Annotated in this window: 18 protein-coding genes; 9 read left to right on the forward strand and 9 right to left on the reverse strand. The window is 62.5% G+C overall.

Annotation, left to right across the window (positions count from 1 at the left end):
• Positions 1-163 precede the first annotated feature (163 nt).
• The gene (thiC, locus tag ABGT79_RS06495; protein WP_294484263.1) at positions 164-1,483 is read left to right on the forward strand and encodes a phosphomethylpyrimidine synthase ThiC; all 1,320 of its coding nucleotides are present in this window, start codon (positions 164-166) and stop codon (positions 1,481-1,483) included.
• 97 nt (positions 1,484-1,580) lie between these two features.
• Positions 1,581-2,195 carry a hypothetical protein gene (locus ABGT79_RS06500; RefSeq protein ID WP_346665518.1) on the forward strand — a complete coding sequence of 205 codons (615 nt, stop codon included), beginning with the start codon at positions 1,581-1,583 and terminating at the stop codon, positions 2,193-2,195.
• A 92-nt stretch (positions 2,196-2,287) separates the two neighbouring features.
• Here ABGT79_RS06500 and argB read toward each other — a convergent pair whose 3' ends face one another.
• Entirely contained in the window at positions 2,288-3,190 is a 903-nt protein-coding gene (argB, locus tag ABGT79_RS06505) for an acetylglutamate kinase (protein ID WP_346665519.1), read from the reverse strand.
• A 224-nt stretch (positions 3,191-3,414) separates the two neighbouring features.
• On the opposite strand from argB, the gene yajC reads away from it, so the two are divergent.
• The 3 genes from yajC to secF all read left to right on the forward strand — a co-directional run bounded on the left by yajC (position 3,415) and on the right by secF (position 6,612).
• Positions 3,415-3,780 carry a preprotein translocase subunit YajC gene (gene yajC, locus ABGT79_RS06510; protein WP_346665520.1) on the forward strand — a complete coding sequence of 122 codons (366 nt, stop codon included), beginning with the start codon at positions 3,415-3,417 and terminating at the stop codon, positions 3,778-3,780.
• Positions 3,781-3,897: 117 nt separating this feature from the next.
• Positions 3,898-5,478 (forward strand): protein translocase subunit SecD, encoded by a 1,581-nt coding sequence (gene secD / locus ABGT79_RS06515; protein ID WP_346665521.1) that lies wholly within the window; start codon positions 3,898-3,900, stop codon positions 5,476-5,478.
• A gap of 18 nt (positions 5,479-5,496) precedes the next feature.
• A complete protein-coding gene (secF, locus tag ABGT79_RS06520; RefSeq protein ID WP_346665522.1) occupies positions 5,497-6,612 on the forward strand; it encodes a protein translocase subunit SecF in 1,116 nt (371 codons plus the stop codon).
• A 478-nt stretch (positions 6,613-7,090) separates the two neighbouring features.
• Here the strand turns inward: secF and ABGT79_RS06525 are convergent, their stop codons facing one another.
• Together ABGT79_RS06525 and ABGT79_RS06530 are read right to left on the reverse strand one after the other, a co-directional pair.
• On the reverse strand, positions 7,091-8,239 hold the full coding sequence (locus tag ABGT79_RS06525) for an ATP-grasp domain-containing protein (RefSeq protein WP_346665523.1): 1,149 nt from the start codon (positions 8,237-8,239) through the stop codon (positions 7,091-7,093).
• 7 nt (positions 8,240-8,246) lie between these two features.
• Complete coding sequence (locus ABGT79_RS06530) at positions 8,247-9,218, reverse strand: oligopeptide/dipeptide ABC transporter ATP-binding protein (RefSeq protein WP_346665524.1); 972 nt, start codon at positions 9,216-9,218, stop codon at positions 8,247-8,249.
• Between the two features lie 288 nt (positions 9,219-9,506).
• Between ABGT79_RS06530 and ABGT79_RS06535 the strand changes: the two genes are divergently transcribed.
• Together ABGT79_RS06535 and mdoH are read left to right on the forward strand one after the other, a co-directional pair.
• A complete protein-coding gene (locus ABGT79_RS06535) occupies positions 9,507-11,105 on the forward strand; it encodes a glucan biosynthesis protein G (RefSeq protein ID WP_346665525.1) in 1,599 nt (532 codons plus the stop codon).
• A gap of 99 nt (positions 11,106-11,204) precedes the next feature.
• Positions 11,205-13,670 (forward strand): glucans biosynthesis glucosyltransferase MdoH, encoded by a 2,466-nt coding sequence (mdoH, locus tag ABGT79_RS06540; RefSeq protein WP_346665526.1) that lies wholly within the window; start codon positions 11,205-11,207, stop codon positions 13,668-13,670.
• Positions 13,671-14,298: 628 nt separating this feature from the next.
• Here mdoH and infB read toward each other — a convergent pair.
• The 4 genes from infB to ABGT79_RS06560 are packed head-to-tail and all read right to left on the reverse strand — an operon-like array spanning position 14,299 to position 19,542.
• The gene (gene infB / locus ABGT79_RS06545) at positions 14,299-17,394 is read right to left on the reverse strand and encodes a translation initiation factor IF-2 (protein WP_346665527.1); all 3,096 of its coding nucleotides are present in this window, start codon (positions 17,392-17,394) and stop codon (positions 14,299-14,301) included.
• Positions 17,387-17,629, reverse strand: coding sequence for a YlxR family protein (locus ABGT79_RS06550; protein ID WP_294484278.1), 243 nt, complete (start codon positions 17,627-17,629; stop codon positions 17,387-17,389). The genes infB and ABGT79_RS06550 overlap by 8 nt, the downstream gene beginning before the upstream one ends.
• A 3-nt stretch (positions 17,630-17,632) precedes the next feature.
• The gene (gene nusA / locus ABGT79_RS06555; RefSeq protein WP_294484279.1) at positions 17,633-18,913 is read right to left on the reverse strand and encodes a transcription termination factor NusA; all 1,281 of its coding nucleotides are present in this window, start codon (positions 18,911-18,913) and stop codon (positions 17,633-17,635) included.
• Complete coding sequence (locus ABGT79_RS06560) at positions 18,910-19,542, reverse strand: hypothetical protein (RefSeq protein ID WP_346665528.1); 633 nt, start codon at positions 19,540-19,542, stop codon at positions 18,910-18,912. Before ABGT79_RS06560 ends, nusA begins: the two co-directional genes overlap by 4 nt.
• Before the next feature lie 500 nt (positions 19,543-20,042).
• Here ABGT79_RS06560 and ABGT79_RS06565 point away from each other — a divergent pair, with 500 nt between their 5' ends.
• Both ABGT79_RS06565 and nrdD read left to right on the forward strand, forming a co-directional pair.
• Entirely contained in the window at positions 20,043-22,331 is a 2,289-nt protein-coding gene (locus tag ABGT79_RS06565) for an anaerobic ribonucleoside triphosphate reductase (protein ID WP_346665529.1), read from the forward strand.
• Between the two features lie 11 nt (positions 22,332-22,342).
• Positions 22,343-22,528: an anaerobic ribonucleoside-triphosphate reductase gene (gene nrdD, locus ABGT79_RS06570; RefSeq protein WP_294484282.1), complete on the forward strand. Its 186-nt coding sequence runs from the start codon at positions 22,343-22,345 to the stop codon at positions 22,526-22,528.
• Positions 22,529-23,370: 842 nt separating this feature from the next.
• Here nrdD and nrdG read toward each other — a convergent pair.
• Both nrdG and ABGT79_RS06580 read right to left on the reverse strand, forming a co-directional pair.
• Positions 23,371-23,901: an anaerobic ribonucleoside-triphosphate reductase activating protein gene (nrdG, locus tag ABGT79_RS06575; protein ID WP_346665530.1), complete on the reverse strand. Its 531-nt coding sequence runs from the start codon at positions 23,899-23,901 to the stop codon at positions 23,371-23,373.
• Position 23,902: 1 nt separating this feature from the next.
• On the reverse strand, positions 23,903-24,787 hold the full coding sequence (locus ABGT79_RS06580) for a hypothetical protein (RefSeq protein ID WP_294484285.1): 885 nt from the start codon (positions 24,785-24,787) through the stop codon (positions 23,903-23,905).
• Positions 24,788-24,840 lie beyond the last annotated feature (53 nt).

A 24,840-nucleotide genomic window follows, 5' to 3' on the forward strand; every position in this document is an offset into this window, starting at 1 on the left:
CTCTGCGGAGCGAAACGCCCGGAGAAGGGCCCGGTTGCGCCCGGCCCGGGATCGCAGAACGCGTCCGGCCCGGGCACGTCACACCGCATACCTTCGCGCGAACGCGCGACAACGGGCGGGAGCTTCCCGCCCATGAAGACCGGACTCCTCAGAAGGAGGCAGCATGTCCATTTTTGAGAAGAACCAGGCGCTGGCGACCCTCTTTGAACAGCACAAGGCCCGCCTGTGCGAAGAAGAAGGACTGACGGAAGAAGAAATCCGTTCCGCCATCGAAGCAGGCACCATGGTGCTGCTGGGCAACCCCAACCACAAGGACGTTCGTCCCATTCTGGTAGGTCAGCCCTCCAGAGTGAAGGTCAACGCCAACATCGGCACCTCTCCCTTCCACTGCAGCGTGAAGGGCGAAATGCGCAAGCTCAAGATAGCCCTGGACGCCGGAGCCGACACCGTCATGGATCTGTCCATTGCGGGCGATCTCGACGACATCCGCCGTCAGATGCTGGAAGCCTGCCCCGCGCCTCTCGGCACGGTTCCCATGTACGGCGTGGCCCAGATCTACATCGACCGCGGCGAAGACCCGGCCACCATTGATCCCGAAGTCATCTTCGCGGACGTGGAAAAGCAGGCCGAACAGGGCGTGGACTTCATGACCCTGCACTGCGGCCTCACCCGTCAGGGCGCGGAATGGGGCGCCAAGGGCGGCCGCGTTCTGGGCATCGTGTCCCGCGGCGGCAGCATTCTCTCCCGCTGGATGCTGCGCAACGACAAGGAAAATCCCCTGCTCACCGACTTCGACCGTCTGCTCGACATCGCGCTGCGCTACAACGTCACGCTGTCTCTCGGCGACGGCCTGCGCCCCGGAGCGAACAGCGATTCCGGCGACGCCGCCCAGTGGATGGAAGTCATCATGCTCGGCCAGCTGGCCAGGCGCGGTCTGGAAAAGGGCGTGCAGTGCATGATCGAAGGCCCCGGCCACGTGAGCCTGAACGAAGTGGAAGCGCAGATTCTCAGCATCAAGAAGCTCACCCACGGCGCGCCTCTCTACGTGCTCGGACCGCTCGTGACCGACACCACGCCCGGCTACGATCACATTGCCGGAGCCATCGGCGGCGCGCTTGCCGTGAAGGCCGGCGTGGACTTCCTCTGCTACCTCACGCCCGCCGAGCACCTCACCCTGCCCGACGAAGACGACGTGAAGCAGGGCGTGATGGCCTCCCGCGTGGCGGCGCAGGCCGGTGAAAACGCGCTAGGCACGCCCCGCGCCAGGGCCCGCGAAGCCAAGATGTCCAAGGCCCGCATGGAACTCGACTGGGACGCCATGCGCGAAGCCGCCATTGATCCGGAACTCATGGACAAGCGCCGCGAACCGCACAAGAATGAAGAAGCCTGCGCCATGTGCGGCAACTTCTGCGCCGTGCGCATGATGCGCGAAGGCAATCCCGCGGCTCAGGTGCCCAGCCACTGCCAGCACCATCGCAAGTAATCTCATCACTGCGCGGGCGTCTCAGGCGTCCGCGCCGCTCTTTTTCCGGAAAGGCCGCATCTTGCCGATGCGGCCTTTCTGCCTGCGGACTGAAACCATGCGCACAACGGCTGTTCTTCTCACGATACTGCTGATGCTGCCTTCCCTTGCTCTCGGTGCGGCTCCGCGCCACGCCGCGCCGCTGAGCGCGCGCCAGGCATTTGCCCTCATTCCCACCGAAATATTTGAAAATACGCGCGCGCCTCTGACCGAAGACGAAAGGGAGCTGCTGGCCGATCAGGGCGTGAACGCCCACTGGAGCATTGCCGAAGACAGCCCGGACGCCCTGCGCTTCTCCTCCGCGGACGGCTTTCCCGACGTGTGCCTGCGCCTGTTCCGCTCCGAACGCGGAGCCGTGGCGGCCTTCCGCACCGAAGACGACGACGGCGTGTGCATTTCCGAACTGTGGTACATCAGCGCCAAAGGCCACGCCGCGCCCCTGCCGCTGCCCCCGGAGCCTCCCGTCGATGACTTTTTCCGGCCCGAGCGCGACCTGCCGGGGCGTCTTTCCTCAAGCTGCACCTACTGCGTGTTCGACAGTGGCCTCGAAGTGCTGCCCTCCTTCGCCTCCGACGGCGTGCCCTGCGCGCTCAACCCGGACAACGCCGTGTATTACCTCTGGAACGGCCGAACCTTCGTCAAAAAAGTAAAGAAAATAAACAAGCAGCAGTGAAGTCCGGGCGCGCCTCTGCCGGAATTTCCCGGAAGACGCGCACAAAAAAAGGGCGGCCGAAGCCGCCCCGTCCTTTTTTGCGGACGCCCCTGCTACTTCACGATTTCGGTGCCGATGCCCTGATCGGTGAGCAGTTCCAGAAGCAGACAGTTTTCCACGCGGCCGTCCACGATGGTCACCTTGTCCACGCCCCTGGCCAGCGCGTCGAGGCAGCAGTTGATCTTGGGAATCATGCCGCCGCTCAGGGTGCCGTCTTCCAGCAGACGATGCGCGTCGGCCGTGTCGATGTGCTCGATGAGCTTTCCTTCCTTGTCCAGAATGCCGGCCACGTCGGTGAGCATGAGCAGGCGGCGGGCCTTGAGCGCGCCGGCCACGGCTCCGGCCACGGAGTCCGCGTTGATGTTGTAGGTGTTGCCCTCGGAATCCACGCCCACGGGCGCGATGACGGGCACGAATTCATCCTTGATGAGCGAGCGCAGAAGCTGCACGTTGACGGCCGTCACTTCGCCCACGTTGCCGAGATCGATGATTTCCGGCGGCTGCTGTTCGCCGTGGCTGATGGTCATGGCGAGCTTGCGGGCCTCAAGCAGCATGCCGTCCTTGCCGGAAAGGCCCACGGCTCTTGCGCCCGTCTTGTTGATGAGGTTCACCACGCTCTTGTTCACGGAGCCGACCAGCACCATTTCCACCACGTCCATGGTGGCCTTGTCGGTCACGCGGTGCCCCTGCCGAAATTCCGACTTGATCTCCAGCTTGCTCAGCATTTCATTGATCTGCGGGCCGCCGCCGTGAACCACCACGGGATGAATGCCCACCAGCTTGAGCAGACTTATGTTGCGGGCGAAGGCCAGCTTGAGGCTCTCTTCGGTCATGGCGTGGCCGCCGTATTTGATGACCACGGTTTCTCCATGATATTCGCGCAGATACGGAAGGCTCTCAATGAGCACCTTCGACTGCAGGCGGGCCTGTTCCACGGGATCGGCAAAAACGGCCATATGTGCTCCTTGCGCCGGGAATCGCCCGGACTTCGTGTTTTTTCCGCATAGTCCCCGCATTCGTGGCGAATGTCCAGCCCTTTCCCCACGCGGCGCAACGAAAAAAGTATGCCCGCCGAAGACGGCATCCGCCGCTTAAACCATTGCGTAAAAAGGCGCAACAGGTTAAGAAGGTGTGGTCAATGACGCGGACATCCTTCCGCAAAATCAATTCTGGAGAATCTATGTTCACTTCCATTGCCTACGCCGCCGGCAACGCGGGCGGCGCCGCTCAGAGCGGCCCCATGGGAGCCGTCGCCTCTTTCGTTCCCCTCATCCTCATGTTCGCCGTGTTCTACTTCCTGCTGATCCGTCCTCAGCAGAAGCGCAACAAGGAACACAAGGCCATGCTTGAATCCCTGGGCAAGGGCTCCTACGTCATCACCTCCGGCGGCCTGCTCGGACGCATCGTCGACCTGGAAGGCGACATCCTCGTCATCGATCTCGGCGAAACCAAGGTCCGCATGCCCCGCGGCTTCGTGAGCGGCACCTACGATCCCAAGGCCGTGAACAAGACCGCCGAAGCGGCCGCTCCCGCCGAAAACAAGTAAGGCCCGTTCCTTCGAGTCTTCCGACTCCACGCCCCTCCTTCCGGGGAGGCGTGGAGCTTTGTGCTATTCATTCACTAAGGTCTTCCGACCTTGTCATCGTGTTTCAAGGATACAACCATGAAAGCTCTGCGTTTGCGCCTGGCCGTCTCCCTCATCGTGCTGCTCGTGGTGCTTGCGTACGCCCTGCCCAACATTCCCGCCATCGGCAACTCCCCTCTGGGCGCGTTCATGCAGGACCGCATCAGTCTCGGCCTGGACCTCAAGGGCGGCATGAATCTCACCCTGGGCGTGGATGTGGAAAAGGCCGTGCAGAATACGCTGTCCGTCAACGGACAGGACATCCGCGACCGCGCCGAACAGGAAAAAATCACCGTCATGAAGCCCCGGCTCAACGCCGACGGCCTTCTCGAAGTCACGCTGCCCCGCGCCGATCAGGCCGGAGCCTTCGAGTCCATGATGGGCAAGTGGTTCCCCAATCTGCAGCAGGTCAGCTCCGACACTTCCGCCGCTGGCCGCGTCTATGTCTTTGAACTCTCTCCCGCCGCCCGCAAGCAGACGGAAGACATGACCATGGAACAGGTCGTGCGCACCATACGCAACCGCATCGACCAGTTCGGCGTGGCCGAACCCGACATCCGCAAGCAGTCGGACAATCAGGTGCAGGTGCAGCTGCCCGGCATGACCGACGCCGAACGCGCCATCCAGATCATCGGCCAGACCGCCCATCTGGAATTCCACATCGTGCGCGACGACGTGGATCCCACGTCCATCATGCTGCCCGCCGGCACGGCCCGCTATCCGCTCATCGTGAAGGGTCAGTACGGTTCGCAGACCGAGAGCACCATCATCCTCGACACCGAAGCCCTCATGGGCGGCGAGGACATCACCAACGCCCGCCCCGCCTTCAACGAATTCGGCCAGTCCTACGTGGCCCTGGAATTCAACAACCGCGGTGCCAGCAACTTTGAACGCATCACCGGCGAACACATCAAGAAGCGCATGGCCATCGTGCTCGACGGCAAGGTCTATTCCGCGCCCGTCATTCAGGACCGCATCGCCGGCGGCAAGGCCTCCATCACCGGCAACTTCACCACCGAAGAGGCGCAGGATCTCGCCATCGTGCTGCGCGCAGGCTCCCTGCCCACCCCCGTGTCCGTGCTCGAAGAGCGCACCGTGGGCCCCTCCCTCGGCAAGGAATCCATCAACAGCGGCATCAAGGCCTCCCTCGTGGGCGCGGCCGCCGTGGTGCTCGTCATGCCCCTCTACTACGGGCTCTCCGGCCTCATCGCCGACGTCATGCTCTGCTTCACCATCACCATTCTGCTCGCCGGCATGACCCTCTTCGGCGCCACCCTCACCCTGCCCGGCATTGCGGGCATCGTGCTCACCATCGGCATGTCGGTGGACGCCAACGTGCTCATCTTCGAGCGCATCAGAGAAGAGCTCAAGGCGGGCATGTCCGCCATGGAAGCCGTCAGGGCCGGTTTCAGCCGGGCCAGCATCTCCATCATCGACTCGAACCTGACTACGCTCATCACCGCGGCCATTCTGTACCAGTTCGGCACGGGCCCCGTCCGCGGCTTCGCCGTCACGCTGTCGCTGGGCATTCTGGCCTCCATGTTCACGGCCGTGTTCGTTTCCCGCGCCGTGTTTGAATCGTGGGTCGCCCGCTCCGCCAGTCAGAAAATCAGCATTTAGGACAAAGAGGTCCGTTCCATGGCATTCGCACTTCTTTCCCGTCAGACCAACATCGACTTTGTCGGCTTCCGCCGCATAGCCTACAGCATCTCCGGCTTCTTCATCATTCTCGGCCTGATCGCCATCTTCTGGAACGGCGGTCTGCGCTACGGCGTGGACTTCGCCGGCGGCGTCATGGTGCAGATTGAATTCGCCCAGCCCATTCCCGACGAACAGGTGAAAACCGCCCTGAAGGACGTCGATCTGCCCGGCCTCACCGTGCAGCAGGTCGATACCGAAGACCGCGACTATCTGCTGCGCTTCTCCATGCCCACGGCGGAAAATCAGGATCTGCGCGAGCAGGTGTCCTCCGCGCTGAAGTCCAGCATTCCCGACAACCCCTCCACCATCCAGCGCCTGGAATCCGTGGGCCCCAAGGTGGGCAACGATCTGCGCAACATGGCCATCGAAGCACTGTTCTACGCCGTGCTGCTCATCACCGTGTACATCTCCGGCCGCTTTGAATACAGCTGGTTCATGGCCGGAGCCATGGCCATCGTGCTCTGCGCCGCCGTGTACGGCGCTTCCTACCTCGACTTCAACCGGCTGTGGGGCGTGGCCATCGGCATGATCATCACGCTTCTCTGCTGCTGGAAGCTCAAGCTCAACTTTGCCCTGGGCGCCATTCTGGCCCTCATTCACGACGTGATCGTCACGCTCGGCCTGCTCACCCTGCTCGGCGTGGAAATAGACCTCAACGTCATTGCGGCTCTGCTCACCCTCGTGGGCTACTCCATCAACGACACCATCGTCGTGTACGACCGCATCCGTGAAAACCTGCGCGCCGTGCCCGCAGACGCCCATCCGAAGCCCACCATGGGGCAGATCATCAACAAGTCCGTGAACCAGACGCTCTCGCGCACCATCATGACCTCCGCCACCACGCTGGTGGCCAGCCTGGCCCTGTACCTGCTCGGCGGCAACGTCATTCACGACTTCGCCCTGACCATCACGCTCGGCATCGTGTTCGGCACATTCTCCTCCATCTTCGTGGCCTCGCCCATCCTCATCGCCTTCGGCGACGTGGATCTCTACCACTCCAAGACGAAGCAGAAGGACGACTACGAACGCCCCGGCGAACACGGCATCGTGTAGCGCCGCCGCGCCCGCAGCGCTTTTTCCTCCGCTTTCCTCCGGGAAGGCGGAGGATTTTTTATGCCGAAACTGCAGGGGGAAAACGAACGCGAGAGACTCCGGCCGACGGGATGCGCCGTCTTCCGCGCGACCTCCGGCCACCCGCAGCCAGCCTGAACGCCCGCGTATCGAGGTGCGCCGTCAAGGCTGCAACGTCGCGCGTGGACCTCGACTCTGAACTTCTGCCGCTCCTCGCTCCTCCGCCGCGCCGCCCCCCTCGCCGCCCGACGCTCCACGTCTCCCAAGCCTCGCGGCGTTCTCGATCACGAGTCGCGGCTGTTCCTTCCTGCGCCTTGCCCGCCGGGCCGCTCCGCCTTCTGAGCGTGCGCACGCGCGCCGCAACTTCCCTCTCTTTCGCCCCTAAAAAACACAACATCGCAGGCGCAAAAAAAGAGCGGCCTCCGTGGGGAAGCCGCCCTTTCATTCGCGTTTGCCGCAATCAGTCGAGATACTCGGTCAGATCGCTGCGCAGAATGTGATCCAGTTCCGCACGGTCGGAAGCCAGCGTCTCAGTGAACAGGAAGCCGAACACCGGACCGGCATGATAGTCGATGGGACGCAGTTCCATCACGTTGCGGAAGGAGGCGCGGAGCCTGTCGTAGTTGAACACGTCGGAAGGCTTGAGGCTCGCCGGCGGATTCAGCACGATGAAGGAATAGATCTTGTCTTCCTTGCCCTTCAGCAGGCTGTCCCAGTCGGGACGAACGTTCCGCAGGAAATAGTCGTAGGTGCGGAAGCCGTAGGCGTGCAGAGAAAGATCGGTGAGGCACCAGCCCGCAAAGCGCAGCGGATTGGCCTCGATGGGGATGATGCGGCCGTTGTCCACACGCAATTCCAGATGAATGGGCAGATTGCGCGCGCCCATTTCCTCATTCATGCGGTTGAAGAACTCAGTGAACGGCTCAAGATGCTCACGGATGATGGACGCGCCGGAGCAGTACAGTCTGTCGCTCACGTCGTCCGCCGAAGCGAATTCGTGATGGAAGATGTTCACGATGACGGCCCGGCCTTCGTCGTCGTAGTAGAAATCGACCGCGTATTCCTCGCCGCCGATGTACTGCTCAAGGATAAAACGGCTGCTCGCCACCACGCTTTCATCGTAGTGCTTCTTCCAGTCGTCGGAGTGCAGACGGATGTCTTCCAGCGCCTTCTTCCAGTCGTCCTCGCTGAAGATGGTGTACACGCCCACGCTGAAAAAGCCCACGGAAGGCTTGAGGATGAAGGGCGTCTTCAGTTCGCTGAAGTCGATCTTGTCGAGATCGGCCGTCTCGACTTCGCGGAACATGAAATCGGGATAGATTTTCGCGAGCATGCGGCGGAAGGCAGCCTTGTCCTTGCACAGGGCTATGCCCTTCTGCAGCCCTTTGTCGGGCGAATGCTTCAGCACCCACGAAAGGGAATTTTCGCAGGTGGTGTAGATGCGGTCGCCCTGCGCGAGCAGCGCGTCGGCCTCTTCGTCGGAAACGAGACGGAACGCCCCTTCGGGCGCGGCGGCCAGCGCGGCTTCGTTGCGGAGCACGGGCGTGCGGCTTTCAACAAGATAATCCCGAAGTTCCCGGGACACGTACTGTTTGTCAAGAATGATCATGCAGTCCTCACAGGGGGAAGTGGCAGCGCACGGCATGCCCTTGGTTGACGGCAACAAGCGGAGGCTCTTCTTCCCGGCACTGCGGTCTTGCGTGCGGGCAGCGGGGATGGAAGGCGCATCCGGCAGGCGGAGAAAGCGGACTCGGCATTTCTCCGGAAAGAATCGCGCCCCGGCCGCGGCGGGACGGATCCCGCGACGGCGCGGCGGCCATGAGCGCTTCCGTGTAGGGATGCGCGGCATGGGAAAAAAGTTCGTCGCAGGAAGCCATTTCCACAAGACGCCCGAGGTACATGACGGCCACACGGTCGCTCATGAAGCCGATGACGCCGAGGTCGTGGGAAATGAACAGGTAGCCGAGGCCCATGTTCTGCTGCATGTCCTTCAAAAGATTCAGCACCTGCGCCTGCACCGAAGCGTCAAGGGCGGAAACGGGCTCGTCGCACACCACCGCGCCGGGCCGCGCCACAATGGCTCTGGCCACGGCCACGCGCTGACGCTGTCCGCCGGAAAACTCGTGCGGATACCTGTCGATGTGCTCGGGCTGAAGCCCCACATGCACAAGAATCTCCTGCACCTTTTCCCGCCATTCGGCCCGCGACAGCGGCCGTCCGGCGGCCTGCGCGGCGAGGCGCAGCGGTTCGGCAATGCTGGATCCCACGCTCTGGCGCGGATCGAGCGAGGAAAACGGATCCTGAAAGATCATCTGAATGCGGCTTGCGCGCTCAAGAGGCGACCACGCTCCGATGGGCCGCCCCGAAAGCAGAACCTCGCCGGAAGAGGGCGAAAGCAGCCCCACGGCCATGCGGGCGAGCGTGGACTTGCCGCAGCCCGATTCTCCCACAAGCCCCAGAGTTTCTCCGGCGGAAAGCTGGAAGCTTACCTCGTTCACGGCCTTCACGCTTGCCGGACGGGGATCGAAAAAGCCCCGCCGCACGGCAAATTCCCGGCTCACCCGTTTCAGTTCCAGCAACGCATCCATAGAAGTTCCCGCATAGTTCCTGTTCGTCGAGGGGCGAAAGTTCCGCCCGGGCGACATCCTATCTTAGCCTTCCCCGTGCCGCAAGGGGATAAAATCTCTGGACATGGAGCCGTTCCGGCTTTAAGTAGGGAGGAAGGAGAGGAACCGCTGAGACATTCGAGCTTCATGCCGACAAGCCGACCGCCGCTGCGGTCATGTCCACGCGGCTCCTTTTGCATTCCAGGCTCCACACTCATTCATGGACAGCAAATCCCAATACTCAGGGAGTTACTTCCTATGTTTCACCGCATGATTTTTTCTTTCTGCCTGCTTGCGGCTCTTTTTGCGGCTCCTCTTTCCGCCGGCGCCGCGGCGCCCTTCGCCTTTGCCGACGTGCAGGCCAAGGCGCAGGATCTGGCCGGAACAAAGTACGTTCCCACCACTCCCGTGCCGGAATTTCTCACCAAGCTCAATTACGGCGAATGGAGCGGCATCCGCTACCTGCCGGAAAAGGCGCTCTGGGCCGAGGATAATCTGCCCTTCACGGTGCAGTTCTTCCACCCCGGACTGTACTACGACAGAACGGTGCGCGTACACATCGTCAACGACGAAGGCGTGGAAGACGTGGCCTTTGATCCTTCGCTGTTCCAGTACGGCAGCGAAGACCTGGCCAGGCAGGTCGCCCAGACCAAGGACATGAACTTCGCCGGATTCCGTCTGCATTATCCGCTGAACAAGCCCGAATACAAGGACGAAGTGGCCATTTTCCTCGGCGCGTCCTACTTCCGCGCGCTGGCTGCGGATACGCACTACGGCATCTATTCCCGCGGCCTCGCCCTGGACACCGCCACGGCGCAGGGCGAAGAGTTCCCCTACTTCAAGGAATTCTGGATCGTGAAGCCCGCCGCCGACGCCAGGGACATCACCATCTACGCGCTCATGGACAGTGAAAGCATGGCCGGAGCCTACCGCTTCATCATCACGCCCGGATCTCCCACGGTCATGGACGTGAAATGCGCGCTCTTCACCCGCAAGGGAGCCAAAAACTTTCAGAAAATCGGCCTTGCTCCCCTCACGAGCATGTTCTTCTACGGTGAAGAGAAAAACGGCCGTCCCGGCGACTACCGGCCCGAAGTCCACAATTCCGACGGCCTGCTCTTCGTGAACGGCGACAAGCACTGGTTCTGGAGCCCGCTCGCCAACTTCAAGCGCCTCAGCGTGAACACCTTCCCGCTTCAGAATCCGCGCGGCTTCGGCCTTCTGCAGCGCGACAGCGACTTCAAGAGCTATCAGGACATCGAAGCCGCCTATGAACGCCGTCCCTCCCTGTGGGTGGAACCCCTGGGCGACTGGGGCCCCGGCACGCTGAACCTGGTGGAAATTCCCACGGAAGACGAAATGCACGACAACATCGTGGCCTTCTGGACGCCCGACAAGCCCCGCGACAAAAACAATCCCGATCAGCCGGAAGCGGAACTGCGCTATCCAGACACGCAGATGTACAGCTGGAAGCTCTACTGGATGCAGCCCCAGACCCAGCAGCACGACCGCGGACAGGTCACCTCCACCCGCGTTTCCCGCAACGGCGACACCATGACCTTCCATGTGGACTTCGCCGGCGGCGAACTGGCCACGCTCCCTGCGGATACCGGCCTTTCGAGCATCGTGGAAACGCCCGAGCCCATTCCGCTGCTGGAAAAGAAACTGCTGCGCAATCCGGCCACGGGCGGCTGGCGGCTCACCTTCACCGTGCGTCTGCCCAAGGAAGAAGGCGTCATTCAGAGCCTCATGGCCGCACGCAAGGGGCCCGTCACGCTGCGCTTCCGCGCCCTGCTCAAGAAGGGCGAAAACCTGCCCGATCCTCTGACCGAAACCTGGATCTACGACTGGCAGCTGCAGCAGCAGTAAGCCGCCTCTGCCGGAACGCGCCCGTTCCCGGAGCGCCGAACGCAGGGAGAAAATTTTCCTGCCGCCCTGCCTCCGTCAACCTCTTCAAAAGGTCTTCGCATGAACGCCTATCAGGATATGGATTTCCGGGTCCGCGACCGCATTCTGCTCTATGCGCGCGGGCTGAACCTCTCGCCGAAGGCCAGCGTGGAACTCGCGCTGGAAAGCCTGAAACGCTGCGAATCCGATCATCCGAGCTACCACGAGGCCCTCGCCTGCCTCCACGCCATTCTGGCGGAAAAAGGCCGTGAACTCATTCCCGGCGACGAAGCGCCGCATCTCGTGTCCGCCCCGGGCATGACCCGCAGCTCCATGCTGGCCGAAGAACTCGACCGCACGCCGTGGCTGAGCATCTTCAAAAAAACGCTGAGCCGTCTGTTTCGCATCTTCCGCCCCTCCGGCATGGCCGCGCGCGCATCCTGGAAGGACAGCGCCGACAGACAGCGCCAGCAGCTGGAATGGGAACGCGTGGCGGGCCGCCGCCGCACCCTGCTCATGACGCTGATTCTCGTGCCCGCCGTCATCGGCGCGTACCTCATGTACAGCATTCTGCCGCAGCAGGGCATTGAAGCCGTCAAAATCATGACGGCCGTGCTGTTCGCCATTCTGTTCGGATGGATTTCCATCGGCTTCTGGATGTGCGTGGCGGGCTGCTGGGTGCTCTCCCACAAGGTGGACCGCTTCACTCCCACGCGCGGATGCGACGCCGTGAACATTCCCGACACGACCCGCACCGCCATTCTCTTCCCCGTGTACAATGAGGACACCCGCAAATACATGGCGGGCATTGCCGCCACCTGGCACTCCCTGGTGCAGACCGGCGAAAGCGACAAGTTCGACATCTTCATTCTCAGCGACTCCACCAGTCCCGACTCCTGGGTGGCCGAAGAGGAAGCCTGGTACGAATTCTGCCAGAGAGAAAACGTGTTCAACCACATTTTCTACCGTCGCCGCCGCAACAACACCAAGCGCAAGAGCGGCAACGTGGCCGACTTCTGCCGCCGCTGGGGCGCGCAGTACAAGTACATGATCGTGTTCGACGCCGACAGCGTCATGAGCGGCCGCACCATGGTGCGCATGGTGAAGTCCATGGAGCTGCATCCCGAAATGGGCATGATCCAGACGCCGCCGCTCGCCGTGAACATGAACAGCCTCGTGGCCCGCGTGCAGCAGTTCGCGAACCATCTCTACGGCCCCGTGTTCGCCACAGGCCTGCATTTCTGGCTGCTCGGCGACGCCCAGTACTGGGGACACAACGCCATCATACGCGTGGATCCATTCATCAAGCACTGTCAGCTTCCCACCCTGCCCGGACGCGGTCCCCTCGCCGGCGACATTCTGAGCCACGACTTCGTGGAATCCGCCCTCATGCGGCGCGCAGGCTACGGCGTGTGGCTGGCCTACGACCTCGACGGCTCCTGGGAAGAAAGTCCGCCTTCGCTCATCGACGAACTCATACGCGACCGCCGCTGGTGTCAGGGCAACCTGCAGCACAGCCGTCTCATCTTCTCGGGCGGCATCTTCCCCACGCATCGCGCGCTGTTCATCAACGGCATCATGTCCTACGCCTCGGCCCTGCTGTGGCTGTTCTTCCTGGTGTTCAGCTCCATTCAGGCCGTGACGGAAGCCTTCATTCCGCCCTCCTACTTCCCGAACGGCCCCACGCTGTTCCCCGTGTGGCCCACCTGGTATCCCAAATGGGCCCTGCTGCTGCTCGTCAGCACCTGCATCATGCTGTTCATGCCCAAGATTTTCGCTATCATTCTCACGCTGCGCAAAGGCGGCGCCAAAAACTTCGGCGGAGCCTTCAGCATGTGCATGAGCGTGCTCGGCGAAGTCCTCATTTCCACGCTGCTCGCCCCCGTGCGCATGCTCTTTCACAGCTTCTTCGTGGTCACCACCCTGCTCGGCTGGAAGGTTTCGTGGAACACCCAGAACCGCAGCGACACCGGCACAAGCTGGAGCGACGCCATCCGCTTCCACTGGTGGGGCACGCTCATCGGCCTTTTGTGGGGCGGCGTCATGTGGCTCATCAATCCGGGCTTCTTCATCTGGTTCTCGCCCATCGCCGTCGGTCTCGTGCTCTCCATTCCGCTTTCGGTGTTCACCAGCCGCGTGAGCTGGGGCCTGGCCGCCAAACGCATGGGCCTCTTCATCACCTCGTCCGAACTCAAGGCCGAGCCCGAACAGGCCGACATGCACAGGGAACTCGAACGCCCCGACCGCTATTCGCCCTTCACCATCGCGCGCGACAAGGGCTTCACGCGCGCCGTGGTCATTCCCCGCGTGCACGCGCTGCACATCGCCCTCATCCGTCGCCGCAAGTGGGAACGTCCCATCGGCGAAGAGCGCGAAAAGATGCGCCGCGCCCTGCTGGCCAAGGCTCTGGAAACCGGGCCGCGCGGCCTTTCCAAGCAGGAGAAGTCGGCGCTGCTCATGGATCCTCGCCTCTTGAACGAACTGCACAGGAACGTCTGGCAGCTGGATCCGGAAAAGGGGCACGACTGGGGCGTGGCGCAGAACTGACGCCGCGCTTCCCCGGCGAGCCTCGGCAAAAAACGCCGACGCCGTCCGACGACATCCGCTTCATCAAGGCCGATCCCACAACGGGGTCGGCCTTTTTCATGGTCAAGGCCGGACTCGACCGCCTTGCCGGAAAAGCTGCGCCGCAGGTGGCCGGACTCTCGGAAAATGCGCGTAAAAGACCGAATGCGCGCCGACTTTGCCGGGAAAGGCTTCGGACTCAAGGACGCCGCGCCTGAGCGCCGGACGCACGCAGCTCTTGCCGGAAACCGGAAAAGCCTCGGGAAATCACGCCGGAAATTTCCCCACTCCCTCCAGCACGCTTTCTCCCCCGTGCGCCGCACCTAAGAACTCGGAACATGAGGCAAACGGCCCCTTCGACTCCGGCGCCGACGCGCCTTCCAGAGTCCCTCTCCGCCGCTCTCCCGCGCTCTGCGCTTCCCTGAGCCCTTTGCTCAGGTCTTTCGGCTCCGCGCCGTGCAGGGCGCGCCACGGCCCGCAGCGCCGCAGGTATGGTATTCGCGCCCAGTCTGGCGACAAAAAAGGGCGGAAAGATCGCTCCTTCCGCCCCTCAGGGTATGTCATTGTCAGACGGCAGACGCCGCCCGTTCAACGCGCGCTCTTTGGATCATCAGTCCAGAGAGGCCGCTTCCTCCACCACTTCAAAGGCTTCGATGACGTCGCCGACCTTGATGTCGTGGAAGTTGTCGAGGCCCACGCCGCATTCAAGGTTGCGCACGACTTCGCGGGCGTCGTCCTTGAGGCGCTTGAGGGAAGCGATCTTGCCGGTGTACACCACCACGCCGTCGCGCAGCAGGCGCACGTTGGCGGTGCGGGTGAGCTTGCCGTCCGTAACCATGCAGCCCGCAATGAGGCCGACCTTGGGCACGGAGAAGGTCTGACGCACTTCGGCCTGACCGAGATACACTTCCTTGGACACGGGAGCCAGCAGGCCGGCCATGGCGCTCTTGATCTCGTCCACCAGCTTGTAGATGATGTCGTAGAAGCGGATGTCCACCTGTTCCTGTTCGGCCACTTCCTTGACCTTGGCCGTGGGACGGACGTTGAAGCCGATGATGATGGCATTGGACGCCGCAGCCAGCATGACGTCGGATTCCGAAATCGCGCCCGCGCCGCCGTGGATGATGTCGATGCGCACCTTGTCGGTGCTGAGCTTGCGCAGCGACTCGGTAATGGCTTCCAGAGAGCCCTGCACGTCGGCCTTGAGAACCACGTTGAGCACCTGCGTTTCCTGCGCGTCCGCGCTCTGCTTGAGGAAGTTTTCAAGGGTCACGCGGGACACCTTGGCCAGTTCCTTCTCGCGCAGCTTGGTGGCGCGGGATTCGGCGATGCGGCGGGCCGTCTTTTCATCTTCGAGGCACACAAACTCGTCGCCGGCTTCCGGCACGCCTTCAAAGCCCTGGATTTCCACAGGCATGGAAGGTCCGGCTTCCTTGATCTTGCGGCCCTGATCGTTGAAGAGCGCGCGAACGCGGCCGGAGAACACGCCGCACACGAACACGTCGCCCTGATGCAGCGTGCCTTCCTGCACGAGCACTGTGGCCACGGGGCCGCGGCCCTTGTCGAGCTTGGCTTCCACCACGTGACCGCGGGCGGGCTTGTCGGGATTGGCCTTGAGTTCCAGAATTTCGGCCTGGAGGGCGATGAGTTCCAGAAGATCGTCGAGGCCCTTGCCCGTTTTGGCGGAAACCATGGCCACCACGGTGTCGCCGCCCCAGGCTTCGGGCTGCAGTCCGAGTTCGGAGAGCTCGCGGAGCACGCGGTCGGGATTGGCGGTTTCCTTGTCTATCTTGTTCACGGCCACCAGAATGGGCACGCCGGCGGCGCGGGAGTGGTTGATGGCTTCGCGGGTCTGTTCCATGACGCCGTCGTCGGCGGCGACCACGAGCACCACGAGATCGGTCACCTGCGCGCCGCGGGCGCGCATGGCGGTGAAGGCCGCATGACCGGGCGTGTCGAGGAACACGATGTCGCCGCGCTTGGTCTTCACGAGATACGCGCCGATGTGCTGCGTAATGCCGCCCGCTTCGCCGCTGGTCACGCTGGTCTTGCGGATGGCGTCAAGCAGAGAGGTCTTGCCGTGGTCGACGTGGCCCATGATGGTCACCACCGGAGGACGGGGCTTGAGCATCTCGGGCGTATCCACCACGGTGGGCACGAGGTAATCTTCTTCGGAGAAGCCCACCTTTTCCACTTCGTAGCCGAATTCCGAAGCCACGAGCGTGGCGGTGTCGATGTCGAGGGCGTTGTTGATGGTGGCCATCACGCCGAGACCGAACAGAACCTTGATGACTTCGCTGGACTTCACGCCCATCTGATGGGCCAGTTCCGACACGCGGATGGATTCTTCCACGCGAATCTTGCGCTTGGTGGCCTTCATGGGCTGAGTGGACTGGCTCACCGCCTGATGCTGCTGCTTCTTGGGCTTGTGCGAGCGGCGGGTGCGGACCATGCCCTCGTCGTCATCCATGTCGGGGCCGCCGTGACGACGGCTGAAATCGTCGGCGTCCTGCGGGAAGTCGGTGGAACGACGGCTCTTGCTGTTGCGCTTCTTGCGGCTCTGCTCGTTTTCCATGGGAGGCTGCTGACCGAAGGGCGGCGTGAAGGAACCGCCGGCGGAACGGCCGCCCGCCGGACGATTGCCGGAAGGACGGTTGCCGCCGGAGCGACGGTTGTCGCGATTGTCTCCGTCGCGGCCGTCGCGGCCGTCACGACCGTCGCGACCGTCGCGGGCGTCGGGACGCACGGGACGCGCGTCGCGGCGACCTCCGTCGCGACGATTGTCGCCGTCGCGGGAAGAGCGGTTCTCCGAGGGAGACGCGGGACGAATGATGCGGGCCTGCGTGGGATCGGGGCGGGAAATGACGCGCACGCGGGGCGTGCCGTCGGCGGCGGGCTGGGCCTTCTTGCGGGCGTCTTCGCCTTCATGCTCTTCGGAGACGTGACGGCGTTCCTGCACGGGAGGCAGCAGGCTGGGCTGGGAAGAGCCTTCCGGCTCGGCGGAAGCCGCAGGAGCTCTGCGGGCGCGTTCGGACTTCGCCGGTTCAGCCGAAGCGGCAGGACGAACTTCCGGCTTTTCCTCCTTCGCGGGAGCGGGCGCGGGGCGGGGCGTCACGATGCGGGCAGCGGGAGCCTCCGTCCTGCGGGCGGGGGCCGTCTTGTCCGCAGCCTCGTCGGCGGGCTTTTCCACCACCTTGGCCGCAACGGGCTTTTCCGGCGCGCTCTTTTCCGCAGCGGGCTTTTCGACCGCAGGCTTCTCCACCACCTTGGCGGCAGGAGCCGGCGCGGGCTCGGGTTCCGGAGTCACCACGCGGGCGGGGCGCACGATGCGCGCCACAGGCGCGGCTTCCCGGGGCGTTCTGGCCTTTTTCGGGGCCTTTTCCGCGGCGGGCGCGGCCTTTTCCGCAGCTTCGGCTTCGGGAGCGGCGGGAGTCTGGGCTGCGGCGGGCGCCGCGGCCTTCTCTTCGACTACGGGAGCGGCAGGAGCTTGCGCCGCTGCCGGCTTGGAACGACGACGTATAATAACGTCCTTGCGGACAACTTCCACAGAGGCCTCCGACTTTTTAACCTTGACTTTTTCGTATTCTTCCGGGGAGATGGACCCTTTCACCGTCTTTTCTATCCCGGCCTCGCGCAGGCGGGCAACAAGCTCTTCGGGCTTCATGCCCTGTTCGAGCGCGGCATCTTTTATCTTTATCTTATCCATGCTTTCTCCCCTTGTGAGATTTGCGCCTGAATTTCATGCCCGCAAAACGCTCCCGGCAGACCGGATCATCGCACACGTACCAGCCTCGTCCGGGCCTGGTCTGCGCGTGATCTGCTTCAAGGCCGTTGCCGGCGGCAGCGCCTTCCGGGGCAGACACATGACGCAGGAGCCGCGACTTGGCAAAACGCCGTCGGCATACGACACACATGCGCACGGGCTCCTGCCTGTTCTCCATGCTCTATTCCTCTCCGGCTTCCGCCTTTTCCTCTTCGGCGCCTTCGCCTTCCACAACGGGGCTGAGGAAGTTCACGGCGGCGCGCAGATCGGCAATGCGCGCGGCGGAGAGCTCAAGCTTTTCGGCAAGCTCGTCGTCCGAGGCGGCGCGCAGGGCGTCGAGAGAACGGAAACCGGCGTCCATCAGTCTGTCCACGGGAATCTCGGCCACGCTGGCCACCTGTTCCAGACCGCGGCCGGCGGCGTTGGCTTCGTGGTAGCGGGACTCGGTGAAGATGTCGATCTTCCAGCCGAGGAGCTTGGCCGCGAGCTTCACGTTCTGACCCTTGCGGCCGATGGCGTTGGTGAGCTGATCGTCCGGCACGGTGACTTCCAGAAGGTTGGAAGCCTCGTCCACGTTGATGCGCGACACCAGAGCCGGAGCCAGCGCGTTGCGGGCGTAGGTGGCGATATCGGGGCTCCACACCACGATGTCGATGCGCTCGCCGTGCAGCTCCTGCACGATGTTCTGAATGCGGGATCCGCGCACGCCCACGCAGGCGCCCACGGGATCGATGTCGCGCTCGCGGGAGAGCACGGCCACCTTGGCGCGGGAACCGGGATCGCGGGCCACGCCCATGATCTGCACGCTGCCGTCGTCCACTTCGGGCACTTCGCGGCGGAAGAGCGCGGCCATGTAGTCGCGGTGCGCGCGGGAAATGATGACCTGCGGACCGCGGCCCTCGCGGCGCACGTCGATGATGAGCGCCTGAATGCGGTCGTTGCGCTTGTAATGTTCTCTGGGAATCTGTTCCTCGCGGGGCAGCAGGGCCTCGGTACGGCCCAGGTTGATGACCCAGCCGCCCTTGTCGCGGCGCTGCACCATGCCGCTCACGATTTCGCCCACGCGGTCCTTGAATTCCTCGTAAATGAGTTCCTGCTCGGCGTCGCGCATGCGCTGGATGATGACCTGCTTGGCGGACTGGGCGGCAATGCGGCCGAGATCCTCCACCTTGAGGCGGAAACCCATTTCGTCGTCGATCTGAATGGAAGGATCGTGCTGACGGGCCTCTTCCAGGGAAATCTGAGTGAGCGGATCCTCCACCTCGTCCACGACGAACTTGAACTGGAACACCTCGATGTCGCCGGTGTCGTCGCTGTAATGCACTTCCACGTCCAGATCATCGCCGTACTTGCGGGTCACCGACGTGCGCACGGCTTCCTCAAGAGTGCTGATGAGCATATCGCGATCCAGCCCTCTGTCCTTGCTGATCTGTTCAATGGCTTTCTTCAGTTCCAGGCTCATGCTTGCTTACCTCCGCCTTTGCCGGCAGCTTTTTTCGCGTTCTTTCCGGCTCCGGGCTTGCTGGTGTCAGGAAAAACAGGGACGAGGCGCGCCTTTCTTACCCAGTCCCATCGAATGGAAACATTGGAGGGAACGGGCTTTTCGCCCGCAACGGGCGCAAGAAGCACCTCCACGACGAAGGCGTTGTCCGAAGCGCTCACGAGCGGTCCCCGGAACTTGCGCCGACCGGCGATCTCGGGATGGGGATCCGCAAGAGTCACGTCTATCTCCTGCCCGACGTAGGGAGAAAGCTGCGCGGGCTCAAAGAACAGCCGATCCATGCCCGGGGAGGACACTTCCAGCACCCAGGCGTCGGCAAACACCTCGTCGACCTCAAGGGCCAGACCCACCATACGGGAAATTTCCGCGCACTGATCCACGGACACGCCTTCCAGCATGCCGTCCTCACCGTTGTTGCCACCCTCGGCAACGTCGCCGCCGGCGGGGGCGTCCACATACACGCGCACCACTGTGCGCCCGCCCGCCACAACCTCGATGCCCCAGAGCATCAGGCCGAACGACGCGACGACAGGTTCCGCCGCCTCGCGGACGCGGCGGACGATCTGTTCAGGAGAAAGTCCTTTTCCCATGCATCATACCTTATATAATAAAAAAAGGGAGGCCGTCGTCAGGCCACCCCTACCAGACCGCCTTGCGCGGTGCATCAGGATGTAGAAAGACAGAGCTGAAACAGCCCCCGCCTTCCACTGCGTGAAGACGTTTTACCCATGACGACGGCCCTTGTCAAGAGCTCCTCCGCGCCCCCCCGCTGCACAAAAATTTTTTTGGGCCGCCCGGGAGCCGCGCCCCGAGACGAATCTCATCATGAGAGCATCGGATAACCTTCAGTTCTTTTCCAAACGATGCTTGACCCACTCCCCTCGGCACGCTAGGCTCTTCTTCTCAGGTCGGTAAACATGCCTTTTCATCCTGGCTCCGCGCATCGAAAAACGTGCGCCGCAAGGCATGAGTCCCGAGTATTTTTGTCTTTATATCCGCGCAGTTGCCACAAAAGCCGGGTAGCTGCGTCTTTTCCTGGCCTCTCCAGGATTCCCCAGGCTTCACAAGGAATACACAGGTTGTACAGGTTATGATTCGCTTCATCAAAAAACGCGATTCTCGAGTGGTTCCCTTTGACATCGCCAAGATAGATGAGGCGATCTTCCGAGCGGCGAAGGCTCAGGGCGGCACCGATCGCGCCATGTCCCGCAACCTCGCCGATCAGGTGCTCGACATGCTCGAGGCCGAAGGCGGCGACACGCCCGACGTCGAACACGTGCAGGATCTCGTGGAAAAGGTGCTCATCGAAGCCGGTCATGCCCGCACCGCCAAGGCGTATATTCTCTACCGCAACGAACGCACCCGCGTGCGCGAAATGAAGACCAGACTCATGAACACGCTGAAGGATCTCTCCTTCACCGACGCCAAGGAGCTGGACCTCAAACGCGAAAACGCCAACATCGACGGCGATACGCCCATGGGCACCATGCTGCGCTACGGCAGCGAGGCTGCCAAGGCCTTCTACAAGAACTATCTGCTCTCGCCCGAATACAGCCGCGCGCACGAGGAAGGCGACATTCACATTCACGACCTCGACTTCCTCTCCCTCACCACGACCTGCTGCCAGATCGACATCAAGAAGCTGTTCAACGGCGGTTTCAACACCGGTCACGGCTTCCTGCGCGAACCCAACAGCATTCAGTGCGCGAGCGCCCTCGCCTGCATCGCCATCCAGTCCAACCAGAACGATCAGCACGGCGGCCAGAGCATTCCGAACTTTGAATACGGTCTCGCTCCCGGCGTGGCCCGCAGCTTCATCAAGAACATCGACCTCGCCCTCGACATGCGCGACGCGCCCGAAGACTTCCGCAACGAAGTGAAGACCGCGCTGCGTTCCCGCGCCTTCCCCACGGGCGAATACGCCTCCTTCCGGTCCATCCTCAACGAGGAAGGCCTCGACTTCGTGAAGCAGCAGCTCATGACCCGCCTTTCCGAAAAGGAAGCCGCCCACGTCATCGACAAGGCCCTCGCCAAGACCGACAAGGACACCTATCAGGCCATGGAAGGACTGATCCACAACCTGAACACCATGCACAGCCGCGCCGGCGCTCAGGTTCCCTTCAGCTCCATCAACTACGGCACCGACACCACGCCCGAAGGCCGCATGGTCATCAAGAACACCCTGCTGGCTGAAGACGCGGGTCTCGGCAACGGCGAAACGCCCATTTTCCCCATCCACATCTTCAAGGTGCGCGACGGCTACAGCTTCAACCCCGGCGATCCCAACTACGACCTGTTCAAGCTCGCCTGCCGCGTGTCCGCCAAGCGCCTGTTCCCCAACTTCTCCTTCATGGACGCGCCCTTCAACGCCCCCTATCTTAAGGGCGACGATCCCAACCATGAAGTCGCCTACATGGGCTGCCGCACCCGCGTCATGGCCAACCGCTACGACCCCGAACGCGAAACCACCTTCGGCCGCGGCAACCTCTCGTTCACGTCCATCAACCTGCCCCGCCTCGGCCTCAAGCACCGCGGCGACGTGGAAGGATTCTTCGAGGAACTCAACGAAAAGATCGATCTCGTCTTCGGTCAGCTTCTTGAGCGCCTCGAAATTCAGAGTCACAAGCGCTGCCGCAACTATCCCTTCCTCATGGGACAGGGCATCTGGCTGGATTCCGAAAGCCTGGCCCCCGGCGACGAAGTGGGCGAAGTGCTCAAGCACGGCACCCTGACCACCGGCTTCATCGGCCTCGCCGAATGCCTGAAGGCGCTCATCGGCGTGCATCACGGCGAATCCGAAGAAGCGCAGGAACTGGGCCTGCGCATCGTGCGCACCCTGCGCGAGCGCTCCGACGCCAAGGGCGAGGAAACCGGACTGAACTTCACCGTGATCGCCACCCCCGCCGAAGGCCTCGCCGGCCGCTTCGTCAAGTACGACCGCAAGCTCTTCGGCAGCATTCCCGGCATCACCGACAGGGACTACTACACCAACTCCTTCCACATTCCGGTGTACTTCCCCATCAACGCGTTCAACAAGATACGTCTTGAAGCGCCGTACCACGCCCTGACCAACGGCGGCCACATCAGCTATGTGGAAGTGGACGGCGATCCGCTCAACAACCTTGAGGCCTTTGAAGACATCGTCAAGGCCATGAAGGAAATGGGCATCGGCTACGGTTCCATCAACCATCCCGTCGACCGCGATCCCGTATGCGGCTATACTGGAATCATCGGCGACGTCTGCCCCCGCTGCGGCAGACACGACGGCGAAGGCATTCCTCTTTCCGTTCTGAAACAGATCAAGGGCTATATCCGCGACAGCCGCACCAGCGACGAACGCAGCGAAGCCCATGACAAAATTCCGAATATCAAACTCTAAGGAGCGTTCTCATGATCCATTGCAAGTCCGATGTGGCTGCCACCACCGATCAGATTCTCGTCGGTTCCAATGTCAAGTTCGAGCGTATCCGCCGCATCACCGGTTACCTCGTAGGTACTCTCGACCGCTTCAACGACGGCAAGGCCGCGGAAGAGCGTGATCGCGTCAAGCACTGCAGCATGGACAATTGGAAGTAATCCGGTCCTGCGGCTGAAAAACATGCGGGACGGGCCTTTTGGGGCCCGTCCCTTTTTTCATGCCCAAAGCGTGAGGAGCTCTCGCCGCCTTTCCAAAAAAGCGCCCGGGGCTGAGCCCTGCCGCGGCGCAGGAGCCTCGCTCCGGCGCGGATTCCCCGGTTCCTCAGGATTTCCCCGGAGCTCCACGGATCTCCACGGGGCCGCACGCGCCGCCTGAGGCGCAGAATGATCCGGCCCGACTTCCTGATGAAAAAAGCGAATACTGTGCCGCAAACGGGCCCGTGAGCGCGGAAAACAGCTATACCGGCCCCCCCGGCAAAACACACGGACAGCCCTGTTCGCGGAAAATCCGCCCGCCGCTCCGCCAGACGCCCCGTCTTCTCCCCCTCGTCCGACATTTCAAGCACAGCGGGCTGAATTTTTCGTCACACGGGGGCACTGTCCGTCGCATGCGCAAAACACCTCTCTCCGTCCGACAGCCCAGGCACGGCAGGCTGCGCTTTTTTGCGCCGCGCCTCTCTCTCCGTCTGCCACTCCAGAGCAGCGGACTGCACCTTCCGTCATGTTCCGCCAGAGGTCTGCTCATCTGCCGAAGTCCCTCCCGTATCGCCGGCTCCGACAGTTGAGGCTCCGCCCCTCTCCGCGCTGCCCCGAGCCCGCCTGTGCGTCCATTCCGCGTCCCAGAGGCCTGATGCCTTCGCAGGCAAAGCCGTCAAAAACACCTTTGCGCCGAACAAAAGCGTCCGCCCCGCGGACAAAAGCCCATGAAAAAACGCGGAGAAAAGCCGCCCACAAAAGGGAGACTCTTCCCCGCGCCATGCGTCAAAAGGCGTCAAAAATGCCTAGCGCTCGATAGGCCCGTTCAGCGCGTCCAGCACGGGCGTCCAGCCGGCGTCTCTGGACGCGGCCAGATTCAGAATGCGCTGATTGCGCGAGCCGCGGAAACGCAGCTCCAGCGATTTTTCCTCCTCAATGAACGGTCCGTCCACAAGAAGATCCAGAAGGGAAAGCAATTCGCGACAGCCGGGCTTCGGCAGAAGCTGCTCGAAGGTGTAGCCGCTGAACGCCATGAGATGATAGCCGCGCCGCTTCAGTTCGGCGGCCAGAGGCAGCAGCGCCTGCGCCTGCTCAAAGGGCTCGCCGCCGCTGAAGGTGATGCCGTGAACCAGGGGATCGCCCTGAATGCGGGCCAGAACGTCCTCAGCCGAAACCAGCGTGCCTCCGTTGAAGTCCCAGGTCTGGGGATTCTGGCAGCCTTTGCAGTGCGTGCGGCAGCCCTGAAGAAAAAGCACGAAGCGGAGCCCCGGTCCATCGACGATGGACTCCTCGATGACGCCAGCCACGCGCAGCATGATGTCCTTCAGAGCGTCCATGTTATTCCTTGTTCGGTTCGGGAATGACGCTTTCTTCCGTTGCCGGAGCCACCTTGCCTTCGGTGTCGTCCACGCGGCCCTGCATCCAGAAGATCATGTCCACGTCGTCGCCTTCCTTGGGCTCGTAGCCCTTGTAGCAGATGCGCTCGGGCGCGTAGATGATGGCATAGACCGGCTTTTCGGGATTGCCGAATCCCACGCCGAAACGATAAATCTTCATCTGCGACTTTTCCGGCCCGAACATGAAGCTGTCCACATCAAAGATTCTGGCGCGGCACTGATACTCGCAGCAGTGATCGGTGATGTCGATGATCGTTTTTCCCTTGAGCGGTATCTTGAGCGCGGGCACGTCGAGACGGGTCTTGTCGGGATGCTGCTTCATCCATTCCAGTGCGTGCTTTTCATAGGCGGGGCCCTGGGTCACGGTCAGTTCGTCGAGAAGGGCGCGGCGAATGCCGTAGCACAGGCCGGAAAGGAGAAAGTTGAAGCTCTTGTCCTTCACATCTCCGGCTCCGTCGCGGAAAAACAGCGGAGCGTAAAACCAGAACGGCGGAAAATCGTCGGTTCCGGCAAGAATTTCGCCGGCGTGCTCGCCCTTCCAGGGATAGACGTCCCTGACGGTGAGCGTGTTGGAGAAGCCTTCCATGAGAGGAGCCACGGCCACGGCGGAGAGCTTGCCGTCCGGCTTGCCCGCCATGAGCACCGACGAGCGCAGAAGCGACTCGCTCGGCCAGGCCATGAGCATACGCTCCACCTGTTCGTCCTTCATGCCCCACACGGGGCGGCTGCCGCCGAGTTCCAGAGTGGTGGCCATCACGCCGACAACCTGCCTGGCATCAACTCCGAGGACAAACCACTTGTCCCCCATGCTTTCAATATGCTGCATATGACTTTCCATGGTAATTGAGATTCCGACGCGCTTTCCCTGCCGGAAAACGA

This window comes from uncultured Mailhella sp. (assembly GCF_963931295.1).
Taxonomy (GTDB): Bacteria; Desulfobacterota; Desulfovibrionia; order Desulfovibrionales; family Desulfovibrionaceae; genus Mailhella.

Bases quoted from the DNA above. Each gene is read 5' to 3' on its own strand.
- ABGT79_RS06550 (WP_294484278.1), bottom strand. From the start codon at position 17,629: ATGGAGAACAGGCAGGAGCCCGTGCGCATGTGTGTCGTATGCCGACGG.
- argB (WP_346665519.1), bottom strand. From the start codon at position 3,190: ATGGCCGTTTTTGCCGATCCCGTGGAACAGGCCCGCCTGCAGTCGAAG.
- nusA (WP_294484279.1), bottom strand. From the start codon at position 18,913: ATGAGCCTGGAACTGAAGAAAGCCATTGAACAGATCAGCAAGGACAGA.
- ABGT79_RS06565 (WP_346665529.1), top strand. From the start codon at position 20,043: ATGATTCGCTTCATCAAAAAACGCGATTCTCGAGTGGTTCCCTTTGAC.
- ABGT79_RS06580 (WP_294484285.1), bottom strand. From the start codon at position 24,787: ATGCAGCATATTGAAAGCATGGGGGACAAGTGGTTTGTCCTCGGAGTT.
- thiC (WP_294484263.1), top strand. From the start codon at position 164: ATGTCCATTTTTGAGAAGAACCAGGCGCTGGCGACCCTCTTTGAACAG.
- ABGT79_RS06560 (WP_346665528.1), bottom strand. From the start codon at position 19,542: ATGGGAAAAGGACTTTCTCCTGAACAGATCGTCCGCCGCGTCCGCGAG.
- ABGT79_RS06525 (WP_346665523.1), bottom strand. From the start codon at position 8,239: ATGATCATTCTTGACAAACAGTACGTGTCCCGGGAACTTCGGGATTAT.
- secF (WP_346665522.1), top strand. From the start codon at position 5,497: ATGGCATTCGCACTTCTTTCCCGTCAGACCAACATCGACTTTGTCGGC.
- ABGT79_RS06530 (WP_346665524.1), bottom strand. From the start codon at position 9,218: ATGGATGCGTTGCTGGAACTGAAACGGGTGAGCCGGGAATTTGCCGTG.
- nrdG (WP_346665530.1), bottom strand. From the start codon at position 23,901: ATGGACGCTCTGAAGGACATCATGCTGCGCGTGGCTGGCGTCATCGAG.
- ABGT79_RS06535 (WP_346665525.1), top strand. From the start codon at position 9,507: ATGATTTTTTCTTTCTGCCTGCTTGCGGCTCTTTTTGCGGCTCCTCTT.
- secD (WP_346665521.1), top strand. From the start codon at position 3,898: ATGAAAGCTCTGCGTTTGCGCCTGGCCGTCTCCCTCATCGTGCTGCTC.
- infB (WP_346665527.1), bottom strand. From the start codon at position 17,394: ATGGATAAGATAAAGATAAAAGATGCCGCGCTCGAACAGGGCATGAAG.
- mdoH (WP_346665526.1), top strand. From the start codon at position 11,205: ATGAACGCCTATCAGGATATGGATTTCCGGGTCCGCGACCGCATTCTG.
- ABGT79_RS06500 (WP_346665518.1), top strand. From the start codon at position 1,581: ATGCGCACAACGGCTGTTCTTCTCACGATACTGCTGATGCTGCCTTCC.
- yajC (WP_346665520.1), top strand. From the start codon at position 3,415: ATGTTCACTTCCATTGCCTACGCCGCCGGCAACGCGGGCGGCGCCGCT.
- nrdD (WP_294484282.1), top strand. From the start codon at position 22,343: ATGATCCATTGCAAGTCCGATGTGGCTGCCACCACCGATCAGATTCTC.